Origin of the sequence: Pikeienuella piscinae (genome assembly GCF_011044155.1) — a bacterium.
Taxonomy (GTDB): Bacteria; Pseudomonadota; Alphaproteobacteria; order Rhodobacterales; family Rhodobacteraceae; genus Pikeienuella; species Pikeienuella piscinae.
The window spans coordinates 2709732-2732266 of sequence record NZ_CP049056.1 but is presented as its reverse complement, the minus strand read 5'-3'; the positions used below and the strand labels follow the sequence as shown (position 1 = coordinate 2732266).

Genomic DNA, 22535 nt, shown 5'->3' with positions numbered 1-22535 from the left:
TTCACGTGAAACAGGGATCAGAGGATTTCGATGTCATCGTGGTTGGCGGCGGTCATGCCGGAGCGGAAGCATGCCTGGCCGCGGACAGGATCGGGGCGAAAACGCTTCTGATCACGCACCGCTTCGACCGAATTGGTGAAATGTCCTGCAATCCCGCCATAGGCGGGCTCGGAAAAGGTCATCTGGTTCGTGAGATCGATGCGCTCGATGGCGTCATGGGACGCGCAGCTGACATGGCGGGCACCCAGTTCAGGTTATTGAACAGAAGCAAGGGGCCGGCCGTTCAAGGACCACGGGCGCAGTGCGATCGAGCAGTATACCGGAGATGCATACAATCGATGATTGGAAAATCATCCGCTTGCGTCACCGAAGCGGAGGTCGCAGATCTAATTATCGAGAAACGCTCGGTGCGCGGGGTTGTCCTGTTTGATGGAACAAGACTGCGCAGTAGATCCGTCGTCTTGACAACCGGGACCTTCTTGAGGGGCGTCATTCACATTGGTGATCGCGCTCACGATGGAGGCCGCATGGGAGACAGCTCAGCGACGAAACTGGCGCGGCGGATGGAGGACATCGGTTTCCGTCTCGGCAGATTGAAGACTGGCACACCGCCGCGTCTTGATGGTCGGACCATCAACTGGAGCAATATCGATTCGCAGCCCGGAGACGTCGAACCGGTGATGCTCTCATTCATGAGCGACGCGCCTGCTCTCCGGCAGATCGATTGCGGAGTGACCCATACCAACGCTGCAACACATGAGATTATTAGAGAAAATCTGGGTAAGTCCGCAGTATATGCCGGCGCGATCAGCGGTGGTGGACCAAGGTATTGCCCATCTATTGAAGACAAGATCGTCAGGTTTGCGAATAAGACTTCTCACCAAATATTTCTGGAGAGAGAAGGAATCGGCGATGACACTGTTTATCCCAATGGCATTTCAAACTCGCTTCCGGAAACGGTTCAACTCGACGCGCTTCATACAATCCGCGGCCTGGAAGAAGTGGCGATGATCCGTCCAGGCTACGCGATTGAATATGATTACATTGATCCGCGAGCACTCGATCGATGTCTGATGACCAAAGCGATAGATGGCCTTTACTTCGCCGGCCAGATTAATGGAACGACTGGTTATGAGGAAGCCGCCGCCCAGGGATTGCTGGCGGGTCTCAACGCCGGCCTTCGGTCACGGGAGAGCGACCCACTAATTCTCGACCGCTCTGATGGTTATATCGGTGTGTTGGTGGATGACCTGACCAATTCTGGCGTCACCGAGCCCTATCGTATGTTCACGTCCCGGACAGAGTATCGAATCCAGCACCGTATTGACAATGCCGACCAGCGCCTCACGGAGCGTGGCCGAATGATAGGATGTGTGGGAGATGCGAGATACGAAAAGTTCCAGACAAAGATGACGCGCCTCCACAACGCGAGGAAACGGGTGAACAGCCTCAGCATTTCACCGACAAAAGCGCGCGAGTTCGGGATCAATGTGAGGCTTGATGGAGTCCGACGTACGGCCGCTCAGCTTCTCGCGGATCGAACCGTTACATTCGCCAAGTTGGGCGAAGTCTGGCCTGAAATCGCTAGTATAGACTCAGATGTTCTTGACCAGATAAGGATCGAATCTCTCTATTCGGAGCTACTGAACAGGCAGCAGACCGAAATATCTCGTCTGAAGGAAAGTGGTGCGGCGATTCTTCCCGAAGACGTCGACTATCTGGAAATGCCCGGGTTGTCGGTCGAAGTCAGGGAAAAGTTGGCTGTCGCACGGCCGGCAACGATTGGTCAGGCAGCCCGGATAGAGGGACTGACGCCGGCGGCCATGACCATCCTCCTTGGACTGGCGCTGAAAGATTCAGGCCGAAGTAGTGAGCCGATGGCCGGATGAGCGCCTGCCGCACCACCGTTCCGCCTGTTTCACGTGAAACTCATGCGCGATTGGAAATCTATGCAGAGCTCCTAGCGCGCTGGAACCGGAAGATAAACCTTGTTTCTCCTGGTTCAATTTCTGATCTCTGGCGGCGTCATATCATTGACAGCACCCAGTTGGCGTATCTTGCACCCATGGATGCACGCAGCTGGGTCGATCTGGGTTCGGGCGCCGGGTTGCCAGGGCTCCTCGTCGCCGCCGTACGGCAGGAAACTGCCCCGCTGGAAAGAATGGTGCTCATAGATAGCGACACAAGGAAATCAGCCTTCATGGCTGAAGCGTCCCGTGCAATGGGCGTGACTGTCACGATCGAAACACGTAGACTTGGCGAACATATCGAGCCGCGTCCCTTCGATGTTGTTTCAGCCAGAGCCCTCTCTCCGCTCCCGAAACTGCTGGATTATGCCGAGCCATTCATCACTAGTAAGACGATCTGTCTGTTTCCAAAGGGAAGAAACCGAGCAACTGAAATTGCAGCCGCGTCGCGAGCCTGGAATATGAAAGTCAAAGAGATAGAGAGCCAAAATGAAAAAGAGGGTGTGATATTGCGCCTTGGCGATCTGTCGCGACTGATCGGACCGCAATGACCGATAAAGCTCCACATATCGTCGCAATCGCAAACCAGAAGGGTGGCGTCGGAAAAACCACAACTGCGATCAATCTGGCGACCGCCCTTGCTGCGACCGGCCGACGTACGCTGCTTATCGACCTTGACCCACAAGGTAACGCCAGTACCGGCCTCGGATTCGAGGCAAGCCAGCGAAAGCCAAGCACGTATGAATTGATGCTCGGAGACGTGAGCCTTGAGAGCGTCACGCGACCGACCGCGATACCCAATTTCAGCCTCGCGCCATCGATCGTCGATCTGAGTGGTGTCGATGTCGATCTGGCGGGCCGCCCGAACCGATCTCAACGGCTCAGGAACGCGATTTTTCCATCGGAGACCGCCTCTCTGGCCAATGGTTACGACGAAATCCTGATCGACTGTCCACCATCGTTAAATCTTCTGACCGTCAATGCGATGGCCGCCGCACACGCCGTGCTCGTGCCGTTGCAATGCGAGTTCTTTGCGCTGGAAGGACTTTCACAACTGCTCAATACCATCGAAAGAGTTCGGCGAAACCTTAATCCCCGTCTCGCCGTCGAGGGCATCGTTCTGACAATGTATGATCGACGCAACAATCTCTCGTCACAAGTCGAGGCCGACGTCCGCGAAGCCCTCGGCGCCTTGGTCTATGAGACGGTCATTCCCAGAAATGTCCGACTATCGGAAGCGCCGTCGCATGGCGTCCCGGCTCTAATCTATGATCAGGTCTGCGCTGGCAGCCAAGCCTACCAGTTTCTGGCGGCCGAGTTCATCAGACGGAAAGGTAAAGCAAGTGTCTGAAACAAATAAGAAACGAGCGCTCGGCCGCGGGCTTTCGTCTCTTCTTGGCGAAGATACCTACACGGGCTCCACCGAAACAGGGCCTGCGCGGCGATCCCTCCCGATCGACCTCGTTCGTGCGAACCCGAATCAACCGAGGAAAACTTTCAAACCGAACGAGATGGACGATTTGATTGCGTCTATTCGTGAAAAGGGCGTTATCCAACCACTATTGGTGCGTCCCGATCCGGATCGCGAGGATGGATTCCAGATCGTCGCGGGCGAGCGCCGCTGGCGCGCCGCGCAGAAGGTCGGTCTCCATGAGATTCCGGTGGTCATACGTGAACTCACGGACGAAGACGCCTATGAAATCGCCATCATCGAAAACGTCCAACGGGCCGACCTCAATCCACTAGAGGAGGCTTCCGCCTATTCTGAATTAATTGAACGACATGGACACAGCCAAGCCGGACTCGCCCGCGCAATCGGCAAGAGCCGGCCGCATATCGCAAACATGCTGCGCCTTCTGACGCTTCCGGAGGAAGTGCGGACGATGCTTGGAGAAGGTCGCCTCAGCGTCGGACACGCACGCGCGCTCATCACGTCGACTGATCCAGCGTCGCTCGCCCACAAGGTAATCGCCGACGGCCTTACAGTCAGACAGACCGAAGATCTCGCCCGCAGGGTTCCGGCGCCGACAAGCACCAAACGCAGACGTGCTGTGAAGGACGCGGATACCGTCTCACTCGAAAACGACCTCTCCGCGGCGCTCGGTTTGAAGGTCGCGATAGATCATCGAAGTGAGAAGGGGGGGAACCTGAAAATATCTTACGGTTCGCTCGAAGATCTTGATGCGATCTGTCGATTGTTAATGCGATAGATCATCCCTTCGCTCGCTTTACCGTGAGCGCGAGCTTTAGAAAGCAGCGTTCTACGATGGCGAAGCCCGAGACGTCTCTCGCGCCCCGCAATGCGTCCTCCAGTTCGAGCGAAAGCCGCAGTGCGCCTTCGATCCAACCGGGCGACCAGAGCCGCGTCGCCGCCACGAGTGTCGCGCGCCGATCCCCATATACCGGCGGTCGCAATTTCGCTATTGCTGCATCTGCAGCGCCACCGCTCGAAATGATATTATGTAACTGTTTGATTCGGAACGATAATACCATTGCGATTCTCGGTGCGCTCACACCCTGGGCCTCGAGCCGGCGCAAGCGCGCGCCAAGTTCACCGCTCCGACCGAGAACCACAGCGTCGATGGCGCCGTCCAGATCGGTCGCGCCTGCGCCGCCCGCGCACAATGCGACATCAGCCGCCTCGATCACGCCGCCATCACCGAGGCGATACAGCGCCAACCGCTCTATAAGTTCGCGCATCGCGCCTGCGCCCGAGCTCTCACCGAACGCTTGTATCGCCTGCACGGCGTCGGCCGAAGCCTCCGGACCGTTCTGGTCGGCGATCATACGCTGAACATCGACGATATCGATGCGGTCCGCATAGATCGCCGCCGCCGCTGCATTTCTTGCGCTTTCAAACAGGGTTCGCAGCTTCGAGCGCTTTGGCAATGATCCGGATGTGACGATCAGGAACGCGTCATCCACTGCAGCTTCGGAAAGCGCTCCCCCCACGATCGCGCATTGGCTGTCGCTCGCGTCTTCGATGGTAACCACCTGCGGCCCCTCGAAAAACCCTTGCGCCTTCATCGCATCGCTGAGCATCGCCGGGTCGCGACGGAGTTCAGCCGCCGAAATTCTCGTCAGACGAAGATCCGCGCCCTCGTCGGGCCCGATCAGATTCCGGGTCAGTCGCTCACGCCGCGCGGCTATCTCGACAGGGTCAGGCCCATAGATAAGAAGCCCTGCTAGCGCCCGGTCCGGATTGTCCAGGAATCGCTGAGCCTCGGTGCTGCTCAGCTTCATTCGTTCCGCCGCGCCGCATCGGCCAAAAGCTGCGTAGCGGTCAGCTCCGCGAGTTCAACCGAGAGGTCTCGACGCTCAGCCCGGGCGGCGGCGCGGGTCGCGAATGTCGAAGCAGTCGCGTCATAGGCTCCGATGGCGCTTACTTCGCCCTTGACTGAAGCAGTGGCGTCATCGGTGGATTCGAGCCTGTATGTCGCCGACGCGATCAAGCGATAACGCGTCGTGTCCGCTCCGGGGGTGACGGCGATGTCGCTGTCCTCGAAACGGAGAACCCAGGTCAGTCGCCAGCCGGCGTCATTTGCTCCGGCATTGGCGCCCTCGAGCCCCAACCTCCGGCGAAGCCTTTCACGATAGGCGAAATCCTCGGGGGCTGTCGCCTCCTGCAGGATGACGCCGCCGAGTAGAACCTGCGCACCGCTATTTCCGCCATAGAGTGGCCGAAACCCGCACCCGGCGAGCGCACCCGCCATGAGCAGCAGCACGCCGCGGCGTTCAAAGCACGACATTGACGATCCGGCCCGGGACCACGACCACCTTCTTTGGTGCGCGGTCGCCTAGGAAACGACGGATGGTCTCATCGGTGAGAGCCATCTCCGTCAAGACTTCGCGCCCGGCCTCCGCCGGCGCACGTATTTCACTCCGGCGCTTGCCGTTCACCTGAACCGGCAGAGTGATCTCGGCCTCCATCAGAAGCTCCAGGTCCGCGCGGGGCCAGGCCGTCTCGGTGAGAATGCGCCGCTGGCCAAGCCGCTCCCAGGCTTCTTCGGCAAAATGCGGAACCATCGGCGCCGCGAGCTGCGCGATCGTCTCCAGCGCCTCGCGAAGCGCAAATCCGATATCCGCGTTCGCTTCGGGATCGACATGCCCGATGATGTTCGCCAGTCGATAGATCTCGGCCACGGCCTTGTTGAACGCGAATCCCTCGATATCCCGCGTCACGTCCGCAATCGCCCGATGCGTCGCGCGGCGCAGATCTGAAGCCGCCTTCGAGAGCGTCGCCGGCCAGACCGAATCCGGGGCTGGCAGCCGATCCGCCGCGCCGTCGATCAGGCGCCAAAGCTTCTGGAGAAACCGCCAGGCGGCTTCAGCCCCGGCGGTGGTCCATTCGACGTCGCGCTCGGGCGGGCTGTCCGAAAGCATGAACCAGCGCGCAGTATCGGCGCCGTATCGCGCGATGATCGCCTCGGGGTCGACAACGTTCTTCTTCGACTTGGACATCTTGATGGATGGCCCGACTTCGACTTTCGCGCCGGTCGCAACCGAAACGAGACCGTCATCCGTCGCCACGATCTCATCTGGCGATAGCCACTTTCCATCCGCACGATAGGTTTCGTGACAAACCATGCCCTGGGTGAATAGGGCGTCGAACGGCTCGATCGCCCGCACCGGGAGCCAGCCGGTCCGGTGCATCGCCCGCGCCCAGAACCGGGAATAGAGCAGATGCAGGATCGCATGCTCGACCCCGCCGATATACTGATCGACATTCATCCAGTAACCGACGTCGTCAGGATCGGTCGGCTCGTCGCAATCGGGTGCGGTGAAGCGCGCGAAATACCACGAACTGTCGGCGAACGTGTCCATCGTGTCGGTCTCGCGCCGGGCGTCCGCGCCGCAGGACGGACAAGCGACATGTTTCCATGTCGGATGACGGTCCAGCGGATTGCCGGGTTGATCGAAGGTCACGTCCTCGGGCAGCAGCACCGGCAAGTCCGCCGCTGGCGTTGGAACCACGCCGCAATTCTTGCAGTGGATCACCGGGATCGGACAACCCCAGTAGCGCTGCCGCGACACGCCCCAGTCCCGAAGGCGATAGTTCACCTTTTCGGCGCCAGCCCCCGTCGCCGTGAGACGACGGGCGACCTCCGCTTTCGCTTCTTCGATGCTCATGCCGTCCAGAAACCTGGATCTTATGAGTCTTCCCGGTCCGACATAAGCTTCCGAACCGATGCTGAAATCTGCGGCCGCCACTTCCGGCGGGCACACGACCGGGAGCACGTCCAGCCCGTACTTGCGCGCGAAATCAAGGTCGCGCTGATCGTGCGCCGGGCACCCGAATATCGCGCCGGAACCGTATTCCATCAGCACAAAATTCGCGACGAAGAGAGGGATCGTGCGGTCCGGATCGAACGGATGCCGAAGTTGCAATCCGGTGTCGAATCCTCGTTTCTCCGCGTTCTCCATCGCCGCTTCGGAGGTTCCGGCCCTGCGGCACTCGTCGATGAATGGCGAGAGCCCGTCGATCTTGTCCTTCAGTTCAGCGGCAAGCGGATGATCTACGGAGATCGCGCCGAAACTCGCCCCGAACAAGGTATCGTGACGGGTGGTGTAGATTTCGAGCTCGCTCACATCCGTGAGGTCGTTCGGCGCCAGATCGAACCGGATCTGCATCCCCGCGCTGCGGCCGATCCAGTTGCGTTGCATTAGCCGGACCTTCTCGGGCCAGGCGTTCAACCCGTCCAGCGCCTCCAGCAGTTCTTCAGCCATGTCCGAAATGCGAAAGAACCATTGCGTCAGCTCACGCCGCTCCACGGGGGCGCCGGAGCGCCAGCCCATGCCGTCGATGACCTGCTCATTGGCGAGAACGGTGTTGTCGACCGGATCCCAGTTCACCATCGAGGATTTCTGATAGACGAGACCCGCCGCCATCATGTCCACAAACAGCCGCTGCTGGTGTTTGTAGTAGTCCGGGTCGCAGGTCGCGAACTCCCGGCTCCAGTCGAGGCTGAGCCCCATCTGTTTCAGCTGCTCCCGCATCGAGGCGATATTTTCGCGCGTCCATTTCGCCGGATGAACGCCGCGCTCCACCGCCGCGTTCTCAGCCGGCAGACCGAACGCATCCCACCCCATCGGATGCAATACGTTGTGACCGCGCGCCCGTTTGAACCGGGCCACGACGTCGCCCATCGCGTAATTCCGGACATGCCCCATATGGATGCGCCCGGACGGATAGGGGAACATTTCCAGAACATAGTATTTCGGCCGTTCAGGATCGCGATGGGCTTCGAAACAGCGACGGTCTTCCCAGGTTTCGCGCCATTTGCGCTCGACCCGTTGGGCGTCATACCTGTTCGGAGCGGAATCGCGGTCGTTGGCGGTGGCGGCGCTGGATGGTGCGGAGGGCATGGAGCGGCTTTCGTCGACCGGTGGATAGGCGACGCACTGATAGGCGAGGGCGCGAAGTCTTTCAACCGGCGCCAGCTAGGGTGCTCAGCTCGCCTCGCGCTCTTCTATCTTCAGTTCCCGCGCCCGGAGAAGAATAGCGTCCTCCAGCTGGCGTGCGGTGGTTCCCGTCACGGGCGCCGTCGTCCAGGATCCGTCTTCGTCACGAACCTCCCTGAAGACCGCGACTTGCAGCGAATTGGCCGCCAGCGCCGGGCTCTTCACATAGGCGGTCACCTTGAACCGCTCTCCGGGCGCCTCCGGCGACGCCGCCCAATCTGTCGCAATGACGCCGGTGAACGGGTCGGTGGAGGCGAGCGGGAGGTAGGACAGCGTATCCAGCGACGCGCGCCAGAGATGTCTGTTGACCGGCGTCAGGCCATCCCCGGTCGCCCCGCTGGTCGCATTGTAGTCGAATATGTCGCTGACGCGCGACGTGTTTTGCGTGCCGAACCCGCCACCGAGCGAGTCCCTCGCATCCACGGGGAGATCTGAGTCCTTGGAGCCGGCGGCGCACGCAGCGAGAAAAGCGGCGGCGCATACCGCAAGCCATGAATTTCGACGCTTCAACATGTCATCGCCCGCTTTAACCACCGCGACCGGATATTCGTTCGGGGCGGGAAAGTCAAAACCCTGAACGCCATCGGGATGCCGACTCGCTCATCACGCGGATTCACATCCTGACACACGGTATCGTGGGTCTTTCGCACACTTGCGTGTCCGGGCCTGAACACGGGCCGGATCGGCTTGACGCGTCACTCACGTTGCCGCATCCGCATTGGCGGGCGAGATGCGAGAAGCCTTTCGCCCAAGGGCGCGGCAAGCGCTTGAAATTGTGAGGAATACAATGAAAAAGTTTCTACTTACCTCGTCCGCTCTCATGGCCGCCGCGGGCTTCGCTTCCGGCGCGACGGCCGCGGAATGGGACACCACCGTCGGGGGCTACATGTTCGCCGGCATCGGCCTGACCGACAGTGACAACACCGCCGATGGTTTTGGCGTCATGCGCGACGGCGAGGTCTATCTCAACGCCAAGCTGACCGCCGACAACGGCATCACCTTCGGCACCGTGGTCCAGCTCGAGGCCTGGTCGCAGGGCAGCGATCAGATCGACGAAAACTATCTCTACACCGAGGGTTCCTTCGGTCGTCTCGAGATCGGTGGTAACGACGACGCCGCCTATACGATGGTTTCGTCGCTCGGGGCGTTCTCGGCCGCCGGTACCCATTTCGGCTACCAGGACCAGTTCGGCATCACCGGCGCCGCAAGCGGCGCCGGCGCCGGCTCCGGACTCATCGGCGGGGGTGTGGACTCCATCGGCATCCACTACTTCACGCCGCGCTTCTACGGCTTCCAGGCCGGCGCGTCGTATATCCCGAGCACCTCGGCTGAGGGCTCCGCCGGCGATCAGAACAACTTCCAGTTCGACGACAATGTCGACGAGTCCTGGGCGATCGCGGCGAACTATGTCGGCGACTTCGGTGATTTCGGCTTCGACGCCGGCGTTGGCTACTATGAGCGCGAGGGTCGGTTCGGCGCGGGCTTCGACAGCCTCGGCTTCGCCGGCGGCGTCTCCTTCTCGGGTTTCGGTCTTCGTGGCTATTATGATGATGACAGCCGCGGCGACGAGTGGGGCGCTGGCCTACAGTACCAGACCGGTCCCTGGACCGTTGCCGGCGGTTACTCCGAATCGAACGTCAAGGATGTCGACATCGCCACCGGCTGGGTCAGCTACGCCGCGGCGCCGGGCGTCACGCTCTCGACCGGCATCGAATGGGCCGAGCGGGGTTCCGCCGAGGACATCGGTGGCGCGGCCATCATCGGCCTGAGCTTCTGATCCCGGAGCCAGACGCGGGAAAGAGCGGGCTTCGGCCCGCTCTTTTCGATCGGCGCGACCGCTAGGGTGGAAATGTCCGTTCGTCGTGATTCCGAGCCGGCGCCGACCGCCGAAGCCCAAGGGGGATTGCCGGTCATTGCGCCGTCGCCCGCCCTGACCATCGCGCGCGGTTTGTTCGTTCGACGCTGGTAAGGATATGACTTGGCGTGAACGCGCGCGGGGCGGCGGGAAGCCCGCCTGTTGCGCAAAAATCACGCTCGCCCGCACAGTTTGACGTACAGGGTCGGCGATGGCGTGAACCGGCTTGACCCGATGCGACTTCTGGCGCATTCCCGCCTAGCAAGCGGGGTGCGAAAGGCCTCCCGTCTATGGGCGCGGCAAGCGCTTGAAACTGTGAGGGACACAATGAAAAAGTTTCTACTTACCTCGTCCGCTCTCGTGGTCGCCGCGGGCTTCGCTTCCGGCGCGACGGCTGCGGAATGGGACACCACCGTCGGCGGCTACATGTTCGCCGGCATCGGCCTGACCGACAGTGACAACACCGCCGATGGTTTTGGCGTCATGCGCGACGGCGAGGTCTATCTCAACGCCAAGCTGACCGCCGACAACGGCATCACCTTCGGCACCGTGGTCCAGCTCGAGGCCTGGTCGCAGGGCAGCGATCAGATCGACGAAAACTATCTCTTCGTCGATGGCTCGTTCGGTACCCTCCAGGTCGGCGGTAACGACGACGCGACCTACACGATGGTTTCGTCGCTCGCGGGATTCTCGGCCGCCGGCGCTCACATCGGCTACCAGGACCAGTTCGGGATCACCGGCGCCGGCAAGGCGGGCGCGGGCACCGGCATCATCGGCGGCGGTGTGGATTCCATCGGCATCCACTACTTCACGCCGCGCTTCTACGGCTTCCAGGCCGGCGCGTCGTATATCCCGAGCACCTCGGCTGAGGGCTCCGCCGGCGATCAGAACAACTTCCAGTTCGACGACAATGTCGACGAGTCCTGGGCGATCGCGGCGAACTATGTCGGCGACTTCGGTGATTTCGGCTTCGACGCCGGCGTTGGCTACTATGAGCGCGAGGGTCGGTTCGGCGCGGGCTTCGACAGCCTCGGCTTCGCCGGCGGCGTCTCATTCTCGGGCTTCGGTCTTCGTGGCTTCTACGACGATGACAGCCGAGGCGATGAGTGGGGCATCGGCCTTCAGTACCAGACCGGTCCCTGGACCGTTGCTGGCGGCTACTCCGACTCGAACGTCACGAACCTCGACACTGTTGCGGGCTGGGTCAGCTACGCCGCGGCGCCGGGCGTCACGCTCTCGACCGGCATCGAGTGGGCCGAGCAGGGTTCCGCCGAGGACATCGGCGGCGTGGCCATCATCGGCCTGAGCTTCTGATCTCAGAACCAGACACGGGAAAGAGCGGGCTTCGGCCCGCTCTTTTTCTTTGCGCCGCATGCACAGCGAATTTTAGCGCCTCGCGTCCAATTTGATTCACGCGGTGTTTGCGATGCAATATGCGTCGACGATAACGCGCCAGAGGCTCGGGAAATGACGCTCGCATCCGTCCAGTCACGTATAGACGCCGCCCTCGCCGCCGCGGGCCGATCTGCCGGCGCCGCGCGGTTGATCGCCGTTTCCAAGCAGCAGCCGTTGGACCGTGTGGAGGCGGCTCTCATCGCGGGACATCGCCTTTTTGGCGAGAACCGCGTGCAGGAGGCGGCGGGAAAGTGGCCCGATCTTAGGACTCGCTACTCCGGCGTCGAGCTGCACCTACTCGGACCTCTCCAGTCCAACAAGGTCAATCAGGCGCTCGGTCTGTTCGACGCGATCCAGTCGCTTGACCGTCCGAGCCTAGCGCAGAAACTCGCCAGTGCGGTTCAGAAGCGTGGCCACTGCCCGATGCTCTTCGTCCAGGTGAACACCGGAGAGGAGCCGCAGAAATCCGGGGTGATTCCGGATAACGCCGACGCCTTCATCCAGCAGTGCCGATCGATGGACCTGACCATTTCCGGCCTGATGGTCATTCCTCCACTTGACGAAGAGCCGACGTTGCACTTCGCGCTCCTTGCGAAGATCGCCGAAAGGAACGGGATCGGGGAGCTGTCCATGGGCATGAGCGCCGATTTCGAGACCGCTGCGCGTATGGGCGCAACCTATGTTCGGGTAGGTTCGGCAATTTTCGGCGACCGCGCCCAGTCCTGAATGATCACCCTGGAGCGGGCGTTCCAGCGCGCCCATATCCAGAGCAGATCCTGTCTCCGAAAAGCGACACAGCCTGCCGTCGGTGCGCGCGGCGCGCGCCAGATATGCAGGAAGATCGCGCTGCCCGCGCCGGGGACGGGCGGCTGATTGTGATCTGTGAAGAGAACGAGATCGTAGAGTCCGTCGCCTCGTCGCATGCGCTCGTGTCCGTACCCGCGCGACCCCCGACGGGACAGGCGATTGTAGGCGGGGTCCAGCGGGTCGTCTGACCAGATGTCGCCGGGGCTCACGGCCGAAATCGGCCCGCCCTTGGGAATGTTCATCCTGTCCGCCCGGTACAGCCCTCCGACGACCCGAAACGCCCCGCTCGGCGTCGCGCCATCGCCCTCCTGCTTGTCGGTGGCGACGCCGTGGGCGCCGATGGCGCTGGGAAACCGCCGGCCGCGAAAGCGCGCCCCCCAGTAGGTGATGAGAAGATCCTCGAAACGGGCCTTCAAAGGAGATGCCCGCTCTTCTGCGCCTTGGTCGCTAGATAGCGGAGATTATGCGCCGTCTTTCCAACGATCAGAGGCGCGCGTTCAACGACATGTAGCCCCTCGGCGTTCATCGCGGCGACTTTGGCGGGGTTGTTGGTCAGAAGCCGCACCCTGGAGAACCCCATCGAGCGGAGAATTTCCGTACCGATCCGGAAATCCCGTTCATCGTCCTCAAATCCGAGGCGGTGGTTCGCCTCCACGGTGTCGAATCCATCGTCTTGCAGGGAATAGGCGCGCATCTTGTTGGCGAGGCCGATTCCACGTCCCTCCTGATTGAGATAGAGCAGAACCCCGGCCCCCTCTGCGCCAATCTGACCGAGCGCGGCGCGCAACTGCGGCCCGCAATCGCACTTCAGCGAGCCGATCAGATCACCGGTGAAGCAGGCGGAGTGGAGCCGCGTCAGCACCGGCGCCGCACGGTCCGGCGCGCCAATCTCGATGGCGTAATGCTCCTCTTCGCCATTTCTGGGCCGCCAGACGTGAACGCGGGCGTCCTCGGCGACGCCGAGCGGCACTCTGCCCGAGGATACCAACGACAGATCCAACGCCATCGCCTCGACCGCACGCATCTCCGGCGCGTCGATCAGGGTCAGCATTTCGCTGGCGGCGAGCGCGCGCGCCGCCTCCGCCGGTATCGGCGCCGCAACGACGGCCGGCAAAAGTCGCGCCGCCTTGGCTAGCCGCAGCGCCATGCGTTCCGGTCCGGCCGATCCTTCGCGGCGGGCGATGAAAGGTCCGATCATCGGATGCGCGAGCGCGAGCGCCGGATCAGCGGCCGCTTGTATCCGCCGAATGCCGAAATCCGCAGGCAACTCGATGCGCGCGAGATCGCCGTCGTAGGCGCGCGCCTTGAGCGTCTCTGCGCGCCGTCGTGTCAGCACAAGTTCGATCCCGTCAGGCGCCGCGCTGCGAAGCGCCGCCAGCCTCTCCGCGCTCAGCACCTCCGTCGCGACGGCGACAGCGGCGGCGTCGCCATCCGTGAAGACGACCGGTGCGCCGATCCTGAGATCGCCACGCGCGCGGGCGAGAGTCTCTTCCGGGGTCAGGCTCAGCATCAGCGATCCACCATGTTGCGCAGGAGGTTCCTATATCAGTCAGCCTCCGGGTTGAAACAATCCCGCCCCGGCGCTGACAGGTCCGTGATCCCGCGCGTGAACGCTTGATCGGAGGCCGGTCGCGATGACATCTCCCATGAAAAGGGCGCAGGATCGCGCCGACGACGCCAGGAGACGGAAGATGACCGCCCTCAAGAAGATATTGCTGATCGATGACGATCCGGACCTGCGCGAAGCGCTGGCCGACCAACTCGTTCTCACCGAGGAGTTCGATGTTTTCGAAGCTGAAACCGGGGGCGATGGCGTGGCCCGCTCCAAGGCGCAGGTGCACGACCTGATCATCCTCGATGTCGGCCTTCCCGATATGGACGGACGAGAGGTTTGCCGTCTGCTTCGCAAGTCCAATATCCGCTGCCCAGTGATAATGCTGACCGGGCATGACAGCGACGCCGACACCATCCTCGGTCTCGACGCCGGAGCCAACGACTACATCTCCAAGCCGTTCAAGTTTCCGGTGCTTCTCGCCCGTATTCGCGCGCAACTTCGCCAGCACGAACAGTCGGAGGACGCGGTCTTCTCCATCGGGCACTATAGCTTCCGCCCGGCGGTAAAGATGCTGACCGACGAGAACGGCGGGAAGGTCCGCCTGACCGAGAAGGAAACCAACATCCTGAAGTTTCTTTACCGCGCCGCGGACAAGGTCGTCGCCCGCGATGTTCTTCTGCATGAGGTCTGGGGCTATAACGCCGGAGTGACTACTCATACGCTGGAGACGCATATCTACCGGCTCCGCCAGAAGATCGAACCGGATCCATCGAATGCGCGGCTTCTGGTGACGGAAAGCGGGGGTTACCGTCTCGCCTCCTGACATTTTCGTGGGCGCCCGGCGAAGGGCTTGCAGCGCGTCGCGCCGGTCACCATCTCAGCGGAAGTAAGCGGAGCGTCGCGTCCCGACGTTTCGCTGAAACCTCCGGGCTGACCCTCGGCGCCGGAGCGCCTTGAAATATAGGCGAGCGCCCGGCGACCCCCCTCTCGCCGGGCGCTTTTCTGTTCCGACCCCTTGAGTGACGGGCCGGCCCCGGCCATTCTCGCGGCCTTGCACAAGGATCGCCAATGCCCGTCACCGTCTGCACCTGGAACATCAACTCCGTTCGCCTGCGCGAAGGTATCGTCCTGCGCCTGTTGAGAGAGGAAGCGCCGGATATTCTCTGCCTTCAGGAAACCAAGTCACCGGTGGAGAAAATTCCGCTCGAAGGTTTCACCGGACTTGGCTACACGCATGTGCTGTCGCGCGGCGACAAGGGTTATAATGGTGTCGCTATCCTCTCGAAACTGCCCCTCGATCCTGTCGACCCGCAAAATTTCGGCGGTAAAGGCGACGCGCGTCACGTCGTGGGCCGTTTGAAGAGCGGCGTCGAGATCCACAATGTCTACCTGCCGGCCGGCGGTGATATACCGGATCCGGCGGTGAATGAGAAATTCGACCACAAGCTCCGTTTCGTCGATGATCTGACGCGCTGGGGCGAGGCGTCGAAAGCGTCGGCGATCCTCGTCGGGGATCTGAACATCGCGCCCAGAGAGGACGATGTCTGGTCTCACAAGCAGCTTCTGAAAGTCGTCAGCCACACGCCGGTCGAGGTCGCCGCGTTCGAGCGCGCCCGCGCCGCAGGGCGCTGGGTCGACGTCACCCGCGCCGATCATGGCGATGGTCAACTCTACACCTGGTGGTCTTACCGTGCGAAGGATTGGGACGCTGCAGACAAGGGACGCCGGCTCGATCATGTCTGGGCGACCCCCGACATTGCACCTGCGCCGGGCGCCGGCGGCTCACGCGTGCTCCGCGCCGTCAGGGGCTGGGAGAAGCCCTCAGACCATGCGCCGGTCTTTGCGACTTTCGATATCTGAAGTCACGGAGAGCGCGTCAGTTTCGCGCGGGCCGGGTCCGCGCGGTTCTAGCGGTCCACCTTCTGGCCGCCCCGTTTCGGGATCACGAACTGCGAGGGGTCGATCCCGACATTCGCCCGCATGTCGCTCAATGCCACGGTCGTCGAGCCGCCCTGGGCGTCGTCGATGATCCACTGCCGTAGCTCGAGAGGATTCGCGCCGAATATCATGGTGATCGAACCCCGCTCCGGATGATCGGGATCGCGCGCGCGCACCCGCATCTGCCCGTCGGCGACCTCGATCCCCTCGACCGCGCCTTCGCGCCCAAGGTTGACGTCGGCGCGCAGGATCAGATTCAGCGGCGTCTCGTTCAGCGGATAGCGGTTCACCTGGTCATAGCGCTTGTCGACGACGCCGACCCAGGTTCCGTCAGCGACCACCAACGCCGGATTGGGCTCGTCATACTCGAAACGAATCCGCCCCGGCCGCGACATGTAGAACTTGCCTTCCGAGAGGATGCCGTCCGGATCGATCTGGACGAAATGACCAGCGAGCGTCGTGATCGAATTGAGATAGGCGGAAATCCGCGCCAGTTCCCGCGCATCCTGCGCCGCTGCCGGCGAAGCGAAACCGAGAAACGGAAGGGCGAGGCCGACGAGAATTAGGGCGCGTCTGTTCATGCCCTGCGATATAAGCTGGATTCGCGGTGAAATACAGGCCCGTTCACGAAGCTTCATCACCCACCACGAAGATATGAAGCGCGACCGGTCCGTGCGCGCCGAGTTGCAGAACCTGACCGATATCCGCCGAACGCGACGGACCGGTGACGAAGTTCAGCGTTCGCGGGTCGCGGCCGGAAGCGCGGTGCGCCGCGAAAAGCTCCTCGAACCCGGCGTGGATGTCCGAAGCGCGGAGCGCGACGAAATGCGTCTCACCGAGAAAGGTCAGCGTCACCGGGTTGTCCGGCCCAGAGCAGAGCGCGAGCGTGCCGGTCTCCGCCAGCCCGTAGGGAGCCGTCGAGAGCGTCGCCGGCTCTTCGAGGCGGCCCGGTCCGCGGCTGACGTCCATGTCGGACCAGTCGAGGGCGCCGAGCGTCGGATCGTCGCCCATGCGTATCGTCTGGCCAAGATTGCGCTGGCGCAATTCGTGCGAAAGCGCCGTGGGAAGCTCCTCCATGGTTGCGATCCGACTGACTGTCGCGTCCGCCGCCGTCGCGCGCTTCATGAACTCCTCGACTCGCGCGGCGCCCTCGCGGCGGCTTTGACTCGGTCGGGGCGCCCGGCCTACCGGCGCACCCAGCCGCGTGTCCACAGCCGCCGCGCGCGCTCCCGGTCCGCCATCTGCGCGCAGCGCGCCCCGAAGCCGGTTCAGTATCCGCTCGCGCGCGCTCATTGCGATTCCTTGATGCGCTGGGCTTCGGCCCATGCGGCCATGAATGTCTTGCCTTCGGGCGCAGGAAAATCCCGATGTTCGGTCCAGCCGCCGGCGAGCGGCAGACGTCGGAAGCGCCGCCGCTTGCCGCCCATCAGCTTCAACGCCGCCATCCCTGCGCGCGTCGCAGCGCGGTATAGCCCGGGGCGCGCCGCGAACCAGGCCCAGAACCGAAGCCCGTAGCGCGTGGCCGCAGGCGAGAGATTGCGCTCGAACTCCCGCTCGCGCCAGTGGCGCATCATCTTCGGCAGCGGGATCCGCATCGGGCAGACCGCCTCGCAGCGCCCGCAGAAGGTGGAGGCGTTCGGCAACATGCCGCCTTCCTCCACGCCGATCAGCGACGGGGTCAGCACCGCGCCCATCGGTCCGGGATAGACCCAGCCATAGGCGTGCCCGCCGACCGCCTGGTAGACCGGGCAGTGGTTCATGCAGGCGCCGCAACGGATGCAGCGCAGCATGTCCTGAAACTCGGTGCCGATCATTTCGCTCCGGCCATTGTCCAGCAGGACGACGTGATACTCCTCCGGCCCGTCCGGGTCCTCCGCCCGGCGCGGCCCGGAAGAGAACGTGGTGTAGACCGACATCTCCTGCCCGGTGGCGGACCGCGCCAGCACCCGCAGCACGGTCGCCGCGTCCTCCAGCGTCGGGACGATCTTCTCAAGCGACGCGAGCACGATATGGACCTTCGGCAATGACTGGGAAAGATCGCCGTTGCCCTCGTTAGTCACAATCACCGACTGGCCGGTCTCCGCGATCAACATGTTGGCGCCGGTGATGCCGACCTCCGCCTCGAAATATTTCTGGCGAAGAATCGTCCTTGCTTCGGTCAGCATCGAGGACAGCTCGGAGAGATTCCGGTCTTTCGGGAGATGCTCGTGCCGTTCGCGAAAGAGTGACTCGATTTCGTCCGTCGTCACATGGATCGCCGGCGCGATGATGTGGCTCGGCCCCTCGCCCCTAAGCTGGATGATGTATTCGCCGAGATCCGTCTCGACCGGCTTGATCCCGTTCTCTTCGAGAAAGTCGTTGATCCCGGCTTCCTCCGAGATCATCGTCTTGCCCTTGTTGACCGTCTTCGTCCCGGCCTTGCGGCAGATGTCGAGAACGATGTTCCGCATGTCCTCGGCGGTTTCCGCCCAATGAACGTGACCGCCAGCAGCGTTCACCTTCTCTTCATAGCGCTCCAGATAGAGGTCGAGATGGCCGAGGACGTGGTTTTTCAGGTCGCGCGCCGCATCGCGGATCTCGTCGAACTCCGGAACGCCGGCCCGCGCCGTCGCCCGCTTGCCGACGAAGCCGGTTCCTGTCGATCGCATCGCCTTTTGTAGGTTCGGGTCGGCCAGCGCCTCACGGACATTCGCCTTGAAGTTCCGCGTTGTCGGCTCGTGCAGGCTCATTCTTCGCTCTCCCCGATGGCGGGCCGGTCGCTCATGCCCGCCAGAACCTCGATGACATGGCGCGCCTTCACCGGCCGCCCCTCGCGTGAGAGCTTCCCGGCCATGTTCATCAGGCAGCCGAGATCGCCGGCGAGCAGCGTCTCCGCCCCTGTCGCGGCGATGTTCGCGGTCTTGTCCGAGACCATCTTGTTGGAGATGGCGGGATACTTGACGCAGAACGCGCCCCCGAACCCGCAACAGACGTCCGCGTCCTTCATCTCGATCAGCTCCAGCCCTTCGACCGCCGCGAGCAGAGCGCGCGGTTGATCGTGAACGCCGAGCCCGCGAAGGCCCGAGCAGCTGTCATGGTAGGTCACGCGACCGTCGAAGCGCATGTCGGTCGGGATGAATTTCATGACCTCGGTGAGAAAGGCGGTGATCTCGTATGATTGCGCCGCGAGCGCTTTCGCGCGCGCGGCCCATTCAGGTTCATCGTCAAAGAGCGCGGGATAGTCCTTGACGATCGTGCCGATGCAGCTGCCGGATGGACCGACGACATAGTCATAGCCCTCGAAGGCTGCGATGACGCCTTTCGCGATCCGCCGTGTCGTCGCCCGGTCGCCGGAATTATAGGCGGGCTGGCCGCAGCAGGTCTGCGCCTCCGGCACTACGACCTCGCATCCCGCTTCGGTCAGCAGCCCGACCGCCGCGAAGCCGATGGTCGGACGGAACATGTCGACGAGACATGTGACGAAGAGTGCGACGCGCGGCCTGGCGGGTTCTGGCATTTCGGCTCCCCTTGCGGTTCATTCGGCTTATCGAAAGGTGGCGCGGCTTTCCATGGGGAATTCCGTCGCTGAGGGAAGGAGGGCGGGATGACGATCCCGGATTTCAGTTTCGAGCGCGCCACCGCAGCGGTCCCGGTCGCCGGCGTTGACGAGGCCGGACGCGGCCCTTGGGCGGGGCCCGTGGTCGCCGCGGCCGTGATTCTCGATCCGTCGTCGACGCCCGCCGGGCTGAACGATTCGAAGAAGCTCACCGCCCGGCGGCGGGCGGCGCTCTTCGCGGCGCTTGCTCCGGTCGCCGGAATCGGCGTGGGGATCGCCAGCGTCGAGGAGATCGACCGGCTCAACATTCTCAATGCGACATACCTCGCGATGCGCCGCGCCGTCGACGCGCTGCCGGAGGCGCCCGCCTTCGCGTTGATCGACGGGAACCGTCTTCCGCCGGATCTGCCGTGCCCGGCCGAAGCCGTGGTGAAGGGAGACGCCCGCTCGCTTTCCATCGCCGCGGCCTCGATCGTCGCCAAGGTGACGCGCGACCGGATCATGGCCGCACTGGCGGAAACGCATCCGGAATACGGGTGGGAGAGCAACGCCGGTTACGGCGTCGCCGCGCATCGGGCGGCGCTGATCGCCCATGGCGTCACCCCACATCATAGGCGGAGCTTTCGTCCCATACACAATATGCTGCGTTAAGAACGTCTAACAACTTCCTGATTCAAAATAATTATTGACCATGGCGTTGGCTTGAATCATCTTGGCGTCAACGGGTGATTCGGCGGCGGGGACGCAAGGCGTGATCGAGATGAAAAGCGAAAAGGCGGCGCTGCCGCTCGACACCATTATTGCGGGCGATTGCGTGAAGGCGATGAACGCGCTGCCGGCGGCGTCGGTCGATCTGATCTTCGCCGACCCGCCCTATAACCTGCAACTGAAGGGCGAGTTGCACCGTCCTGACAATTCCCGAGTCGATGCGGTGGACGACGCCTGGGACCGATTCGATGGTTTCAGCGCCTATGATCGCTTTACCCGCGACTGGTTGAAGGCGGCGCGGCGGCTTCTGAAGCCCGATGGCGCGCTCTGGGTCATCGGTTCCTATCACAATATCTTCCGGGTTGGCGCGGCGGTGCAGGATCTCGGCTTCTGGATCTTGAACGACGTGGTCTGGCGGAAGACCAACCCGATGCCAAATTTTCGCGGCAAGCGCCTGACCAACGCGCATGAGACGATGATCTGGGCGGCGCGCACCGACCGGTCGAAATATTGCTTCAACTATGATGCGCTGAAAGCGCTCAACGATGGCGTGCAGATGCGCTCCGACTGGGAGATGCCGCTCTGCACCGGAGGTGAGCGGCTGAAGACCGACTCGGGCGAGAAGGCGCATCCGACGCAGAAACCGGAGGGGCTGCTCCACCGCATACTGATCGGCTCGACTCAGCCCGGCGACGTGGTGCTCGACCCGTTCTTTGGCACCGGCACCACCGGCGCCGCAGCCAAACGTCTCGGCCGCCGCTGGATCGGGATCGAGCGCGAGGCGGACTACATCAAGGCCGCCCGCGCCCGAATCGCGGATGTCGTTCCCGCCGGGCCCGAAGCGCTTGTCGTCACCGCGTCAAAGCGGAAGGAGCCGCGCGTCCCCTTCGGCCGGGTCGTAGAGCGGCGGATGCTTGAGCCGGGCGAAGTGCTGGAGAGCCTCAACGGCCGCCACCGCGCGCGTGTTCGCGCCGACGGCACGCTGATCACCGCCGACGCGGCCGGCTCGATCCATCAGGTCGGCGCTGCGGTCGAGGGCGCGCCGAGCTGCAACGGCTGGACCTACTGGCATTTCCGCCGCGACGGCCGGCGCGTGCCGATCGATGTGCTTCGCCAGCAGATCAGGGCCGAGATGACCGCCTGATCAAAGTTTTCCGAAATCTTGCCTGGGGCCCGCCGCGCGCCCCCACCTCGCCCCGCCCTCATCCGGCGGGGTGTTTTTTTTCACCCCCGCAGAAGCCGTGATGCGCGCCCCATCGCGGAGGCCGGCGCGGGCGATCTCCATCGCCTTGCGCATCACTGTCGGCGCCGCTGCGCGCGCCGCCTCGAACGCCATGTAACGCCGCCCCTGCAAGGCTGGTCCCGTCGCGACGAGCACGCCGAGCGTGAGGCTGAAATGGGTGAAGACATGGCGCGCTTCCGTCTCAGCCCGTTGCCAATCGGCGGCGCCGGGAGCGGCGGCGGCGATCGTCTCGGGCGTGGGCGGATGTTTCGTCCAGTCCGGGCCCGGCAGGCCGATCATGCCGCCGAGAAGGCCCGAATCGGGCCGCGTTTCGATCAGAATCGCGCCGTCATTACGAAAATGCGCATAGACTGCGCTGGTCCGCGCCGGTTTCGGCGGCTTTGGCGTTTTTCGCGGCAGCGTCGCCGCGAGGCCCCGCAAGCGGCCCGCGCAATCGCCAGCGAGCGGACATTCGGCGCAGCGCGGCGTCTTTGGCGCGCAGATCGTCGCGCCAAGATCCATCAGCGCCTGCGCGAAATCGCCGGGTCGCTCCGCCGGGACCGCCGCGTCCGCGACGGCGCGGATCCGCGGTTTTGCGGCGGGAAGCGGCGTCTTGATCGCGTGAAGCCGCGCCATGACCCGCTCGACATTGCCGTCGATCGCCGCCACCGGACGATCGAATGCGATAGCGGCGATGGCGGCGGCGGTGTAGGGGCCGATCCCGGGCAACGTCAGCAGCCCCTCGACGGTATCCGGAAACCGCCCGCCATGATCGCGGGTGACGACCCCGGCGCAGGCGTGAAGGTTGCGGGCGCGCGCGTAGTAGCCAAGCCCGGCCCACTCCGCCAGCACCGCCTCGCGCGGTGCGGCGGCGAGCGTGACGACATCCGGCCATAGCGTCGTGAAGCGGCCGAAATAGGGCTTCACCGTCGCGACGACCGTCTGCTGCAGCATGATCTCCGAGAGCCAGACGCGATAGGGATCGGCCGGGCCCGCGCCGGGCGGCGTCCGCCAGGGCAGCACCCGCGCATTCCTGTCGTACCAGGCGAGGAGGTCGGCGGCGATCCGGCTCACCTCGGCGGACTCACGGA

22 protein-coding genes are annotated in these 22535 nt (G+C 63.2%); 11 read left to right on the top strand and 11 right to left on the bottom strand.

All coding sequences use genetic code 11. From position 1 onward, the window contains the following. The first annotated feature begins 5 nt into the window (after positions 1-5). The 4 genes from mnmG to G5B40_RS12940 are packed head-to-tail and all read left to right on the top strand — an operon-like array spanning position 6 to position 4177. Positions 6-1889 carry a tRNA uridine-5-carboxymethylaminomethyl(34) synthesis enzyme MnmG gene (gene mnmG, locus G5B40_RS12955; protein WP_343040184.1) on the top strand — a complete coding sequence of 628 codons (1884 nt, stop codon included), beginning with the start codon at positions 6-8 and terminating at the stop codon, positions 1887-1889. After that, positions 1886-2518 (top strand): 16S rRNA (guanine(527)-N(7))-methyltransferase RsmG, encoded by a 633-nt coding sequence (rsmG, locus tag G5B40_RS12950; protein WP_165099326.1) that lies wholly within the window; start codon positions 1886-1888, stop codon positions 2516-2518. Before mnmG ends, rsmG begins: the two co-directional genes overlap by 4 nt. Further along, a complete protein-coding gene (locus G5B40_RS12945; protein WP_165099324.1) occupies positions 2515-3318 on the top strand; it encodes a ParA family protein in 804 nt (267 codons plus the stop codon). The genes rsmG and G5B40_RS12945 overlap by 4 nt, the downstream gene beginning before the upstream one ends. After that, on the top strand, positions 3311-4177 hold the full coding sequence (locus tag G5B40_RS12940; RefSeq protein WP_246209503.1) for a ParB/RepB/Spo0J family partition protein: 867 nt from the start codon (positions 3311-3313) through the stop codon (positions 4175-4177). The genes G5B40_RS12945 and G5B40_RS12940 overlap by 8 nt, the downstream gene beginning before the upstream one ends. A 1-nt stretch (position 4178) precedes the next feature. Here the strand turns inward: G5B40_RS12940 and G5B40_RS12935 are convergent, their stop codons facing one another. The 4 genes from G5B40_RS12935 to G5B40_RS12920 form a co-directional block, all read right to left on the bottom strand. Beyond that, positions 4179-5009, bottom strand: coding sequence for a DNA polymerase III subunit delta (locus G5B40_RS12935; RefSeq protein WP_165099320.1), 831 nt, complete (start codon positions 5007-5009; stop codon positions 4179-4181). Positions 5010-5206: 197 nt separating this feature from the next. Beyond that, positions 5207-5716, bottom strand: coding sequence for an LPS assembly lipoprotein LptE (gene lptE / locus G5B40_RS12930; RefSeq protein ID WP_165099318.1), 510 nt, complete (start codon positions 5714-5716; stop codon positions 5207-5209). Beyond that, entirely contained in the window at positions 5703-8333 is a 2631-nt protein-coding gene (leuS, locus tag G5B40_RS12925; RefSeq protein WP_165099316.1) for a leucine--tRNA ligase, read from the bottom strand. The genes lptE and leuS overlap by 14 nt, the downstream gene beginning before the upstream one ends. A gap of 84 nt (positions 8334-8417) precedes the next feature. Next, the gene (locus tag G5B40_RS12920; protein ID WP_165099314.1) at positions 8418-8852 is read right to left on the bottom strand and encodes a DUF3576 domain-containing protein; all 435 of its coding nucleotides are present in this window, start codon (positions 8850-8852) and stop codon (positions 8418-8420) included. Between the two features lie 307 nt (positions 8853-9159). On the opposite strand from G5B40_RS12920, the gene G5B40_RS12915 reads away from it, so the two are divergent. From G5B40_RS12915 to G5B40_RS12905, 3 genes are all read left to right on the top strand, one after another. After that, positions 9160-10206, top strand: a complete 1047-nt coding sequence (locus G5B40_RS12915) for a porin (RefSeq protein ID WP_343040181.1) — start codon at positions 9160-9162, stop codon at positions 10204-10206. A 438-nt stretch (positions 10207-10644) separates the two neighbouring features. Beyond that, positions 10645-11598: a porin gene (locus tag G5B40_RS12910; RefSeq protein WP_165099310.1), complete on the top strand. Its 954-nt coding sequence runs from the start codon at positions 10645-10647 to the stop codon at positions 11596-11598. A gap of 153 nt (positions 11599-11751) precedes the next feature. Further along, a complete protein-coding gene (locus G5B40_RS12905) occupies positions 11752-12405 on the top strand; it encodes a YggS family pyridoxal phosphate-dependent enzyme (RefSeq protein ID WP_165099308.1) in 654 nt (217 codons plus the stop codon). Here G5B40_RS12905 and G5B40_RS12900 read toward each other — a convergent pair. After that, positions 12357-12902, bottom strand: coding sequence for a L,D-transpeptidase family protein (locus tag G5B40_RS12900; protein ID WP_165099306.1), 546 nt, complete (start codon positions 12900-12902; stop codon positions 12357-12359). The genes G5B40_RS12905 and G5B40_RS12900 overlap by 49 nt on opposite strands. Further along, positions 12899-13993 carry a GTP cyclohydrolase II gene (gene ribA, locus G5B40_RS12895; protein WP_165103596.1) on the bottom strand — a complete coding sequence of 365 codons (1095 nt, stop codon included), beginning with the start codon at positions 13991-13993 and terminating at the stop codon, positions 12899-12901. The genes G5B40_RS12900 and ribA overlap by 4 nt, the downstream gene beginning before the upstream one ends. Positions 13994-14177: 184 nt before the next feature. Here ribA and G5B40_RS12890 point away from each other — a divergent pair, with 184 nt between their 5' ends. After that, positions 14178-14864 carry a response regulator transcription factor gene (locus G5B40_RS12890; RefSeq protein WP_165099304.1) on the top strand — a complete coding sequence of 229 codons (687 nt, stop codon included), beginning with the start codon at positions 14178-14180 and terminating at the stop codon, positions 14862-14864. Between the two features lie 245 nt (positions 14865-15109). Continuing rightward, positions 15110-15901 carry an exodeoxyribonuclease III gene (locus G5B40_RS12885; RefSeq protein ID WP_165099302.1) on the top strand — a complete coding sequence of 264 codons (792 nt, stop codon included), beginning with the start codon at positions 15110-15112 and terminating at the stop codon, positions 15899-15901. Between the two features lie 47 nt (positions 15902-15948). On the opposite strand, the gene G5B40_RS12880 is transcribed toward G5B40_RS12885, so the two are convergent. Genes G5B40_RS12880 through G5B40_RS12865 form a run of 4 tightly spaced genes read right to left on the bottom strand, consistent with a single transcriptional unit; the run spans position 15949 to position 19475 of the window. Beyond that, a complete protein-coding gene (locus G5B40_RS12880; RefSeq protein WP_165099299.1) occupies positions 15949-16560 on the bottom strand; it encodes a LolA family protein in 612 nt (203 codons plus the stop codon). Between the two features lie 43 nt (positions 16561-16603). Further along, a complete protein-coding gene (locus tag G5B40_RS12875) occupies positions 16604-17272 on the bottom strand; it encodes a LutC/YkgG family protein (protein WP_165099297.1) in 669 nt (222 codons plus the stop codon). Then, positions 17269-18708 (bottom strand): LutB/LldF family L-lactate oxidation iron-sulfur protein, encoded by a 1440-nt coding sequence (locus G5B40_RS12870; protein WP_165099295.1) that lies wholly within the window; start codon positions 18706-18708, stop codon positions 17269-17271. Before G5B40_RS12870 ends, G5B40_RS12875 begins: the two co-directional genes overlap by 4 nt. Beyond that, complete coding sequence (locus tag G5B40_RS12865; protein ID WP_165099292.1) at positions 18705-19475, bottom strand: (Fe-S)-binding protein; 771 nt, start codon at positions 19473-19475, stop codon at positions 18705-18707. The genes G5B40_RS12870 and G5B40_RS12865 overlap by 4 nt, the downstream gene beginning before the upstream one ends. A gap of 87 nt (positions 19476-19562) precedes the next feature. Here G5B40_RS12865 and G5B40_RS12860 point away from each other — a divergent pair, with 87 nt between their 5' ends. Together G5B40_RS12860 and G5B40_RS12855 are read left to right on the top strand one after the other, a co-directional pair. Next, positions 19563-20165 (top strand): ribonuclease HII, encoded by a 603-nt coding sequence (locus tag G5B40_RS12860; protein WP_165099289.1) that lies wholly within the window; start codon positions 19563-19565, stop codon positions 20163-20165. A 109-nt stretch (positions 20166-20274) separates the two neighbouring features. Continuing rightward, a complete protein-coding gene (locus G5B40_RS12855; protein WP_165099286.1) occupies positions 20275-21366 on the top strand; it encodes a site-specific DNA-methyltransferase in 1092 nt (363 codons plus the stop codon). Here the strand turns inward: G5B40_RS12855 and mutY are convergent, their stop codons facing one another. Continuing rightward, the gene (gene mutY, locus G5B40_RS12850; RefSeq protein ID WP_246209500.1) at positions 21367-22518 is read right to left on the bottom strand and encodes an A/G-specific adenine glycosylase; all 1152 of its coding nucleotides are present in this window, start codon (positions 22516-22518) and stop codon (positions 21367-21369) included. It abuts the gene before it with no gap. Positions 22519-22535 lie beyond the last annotated feature (17 nt).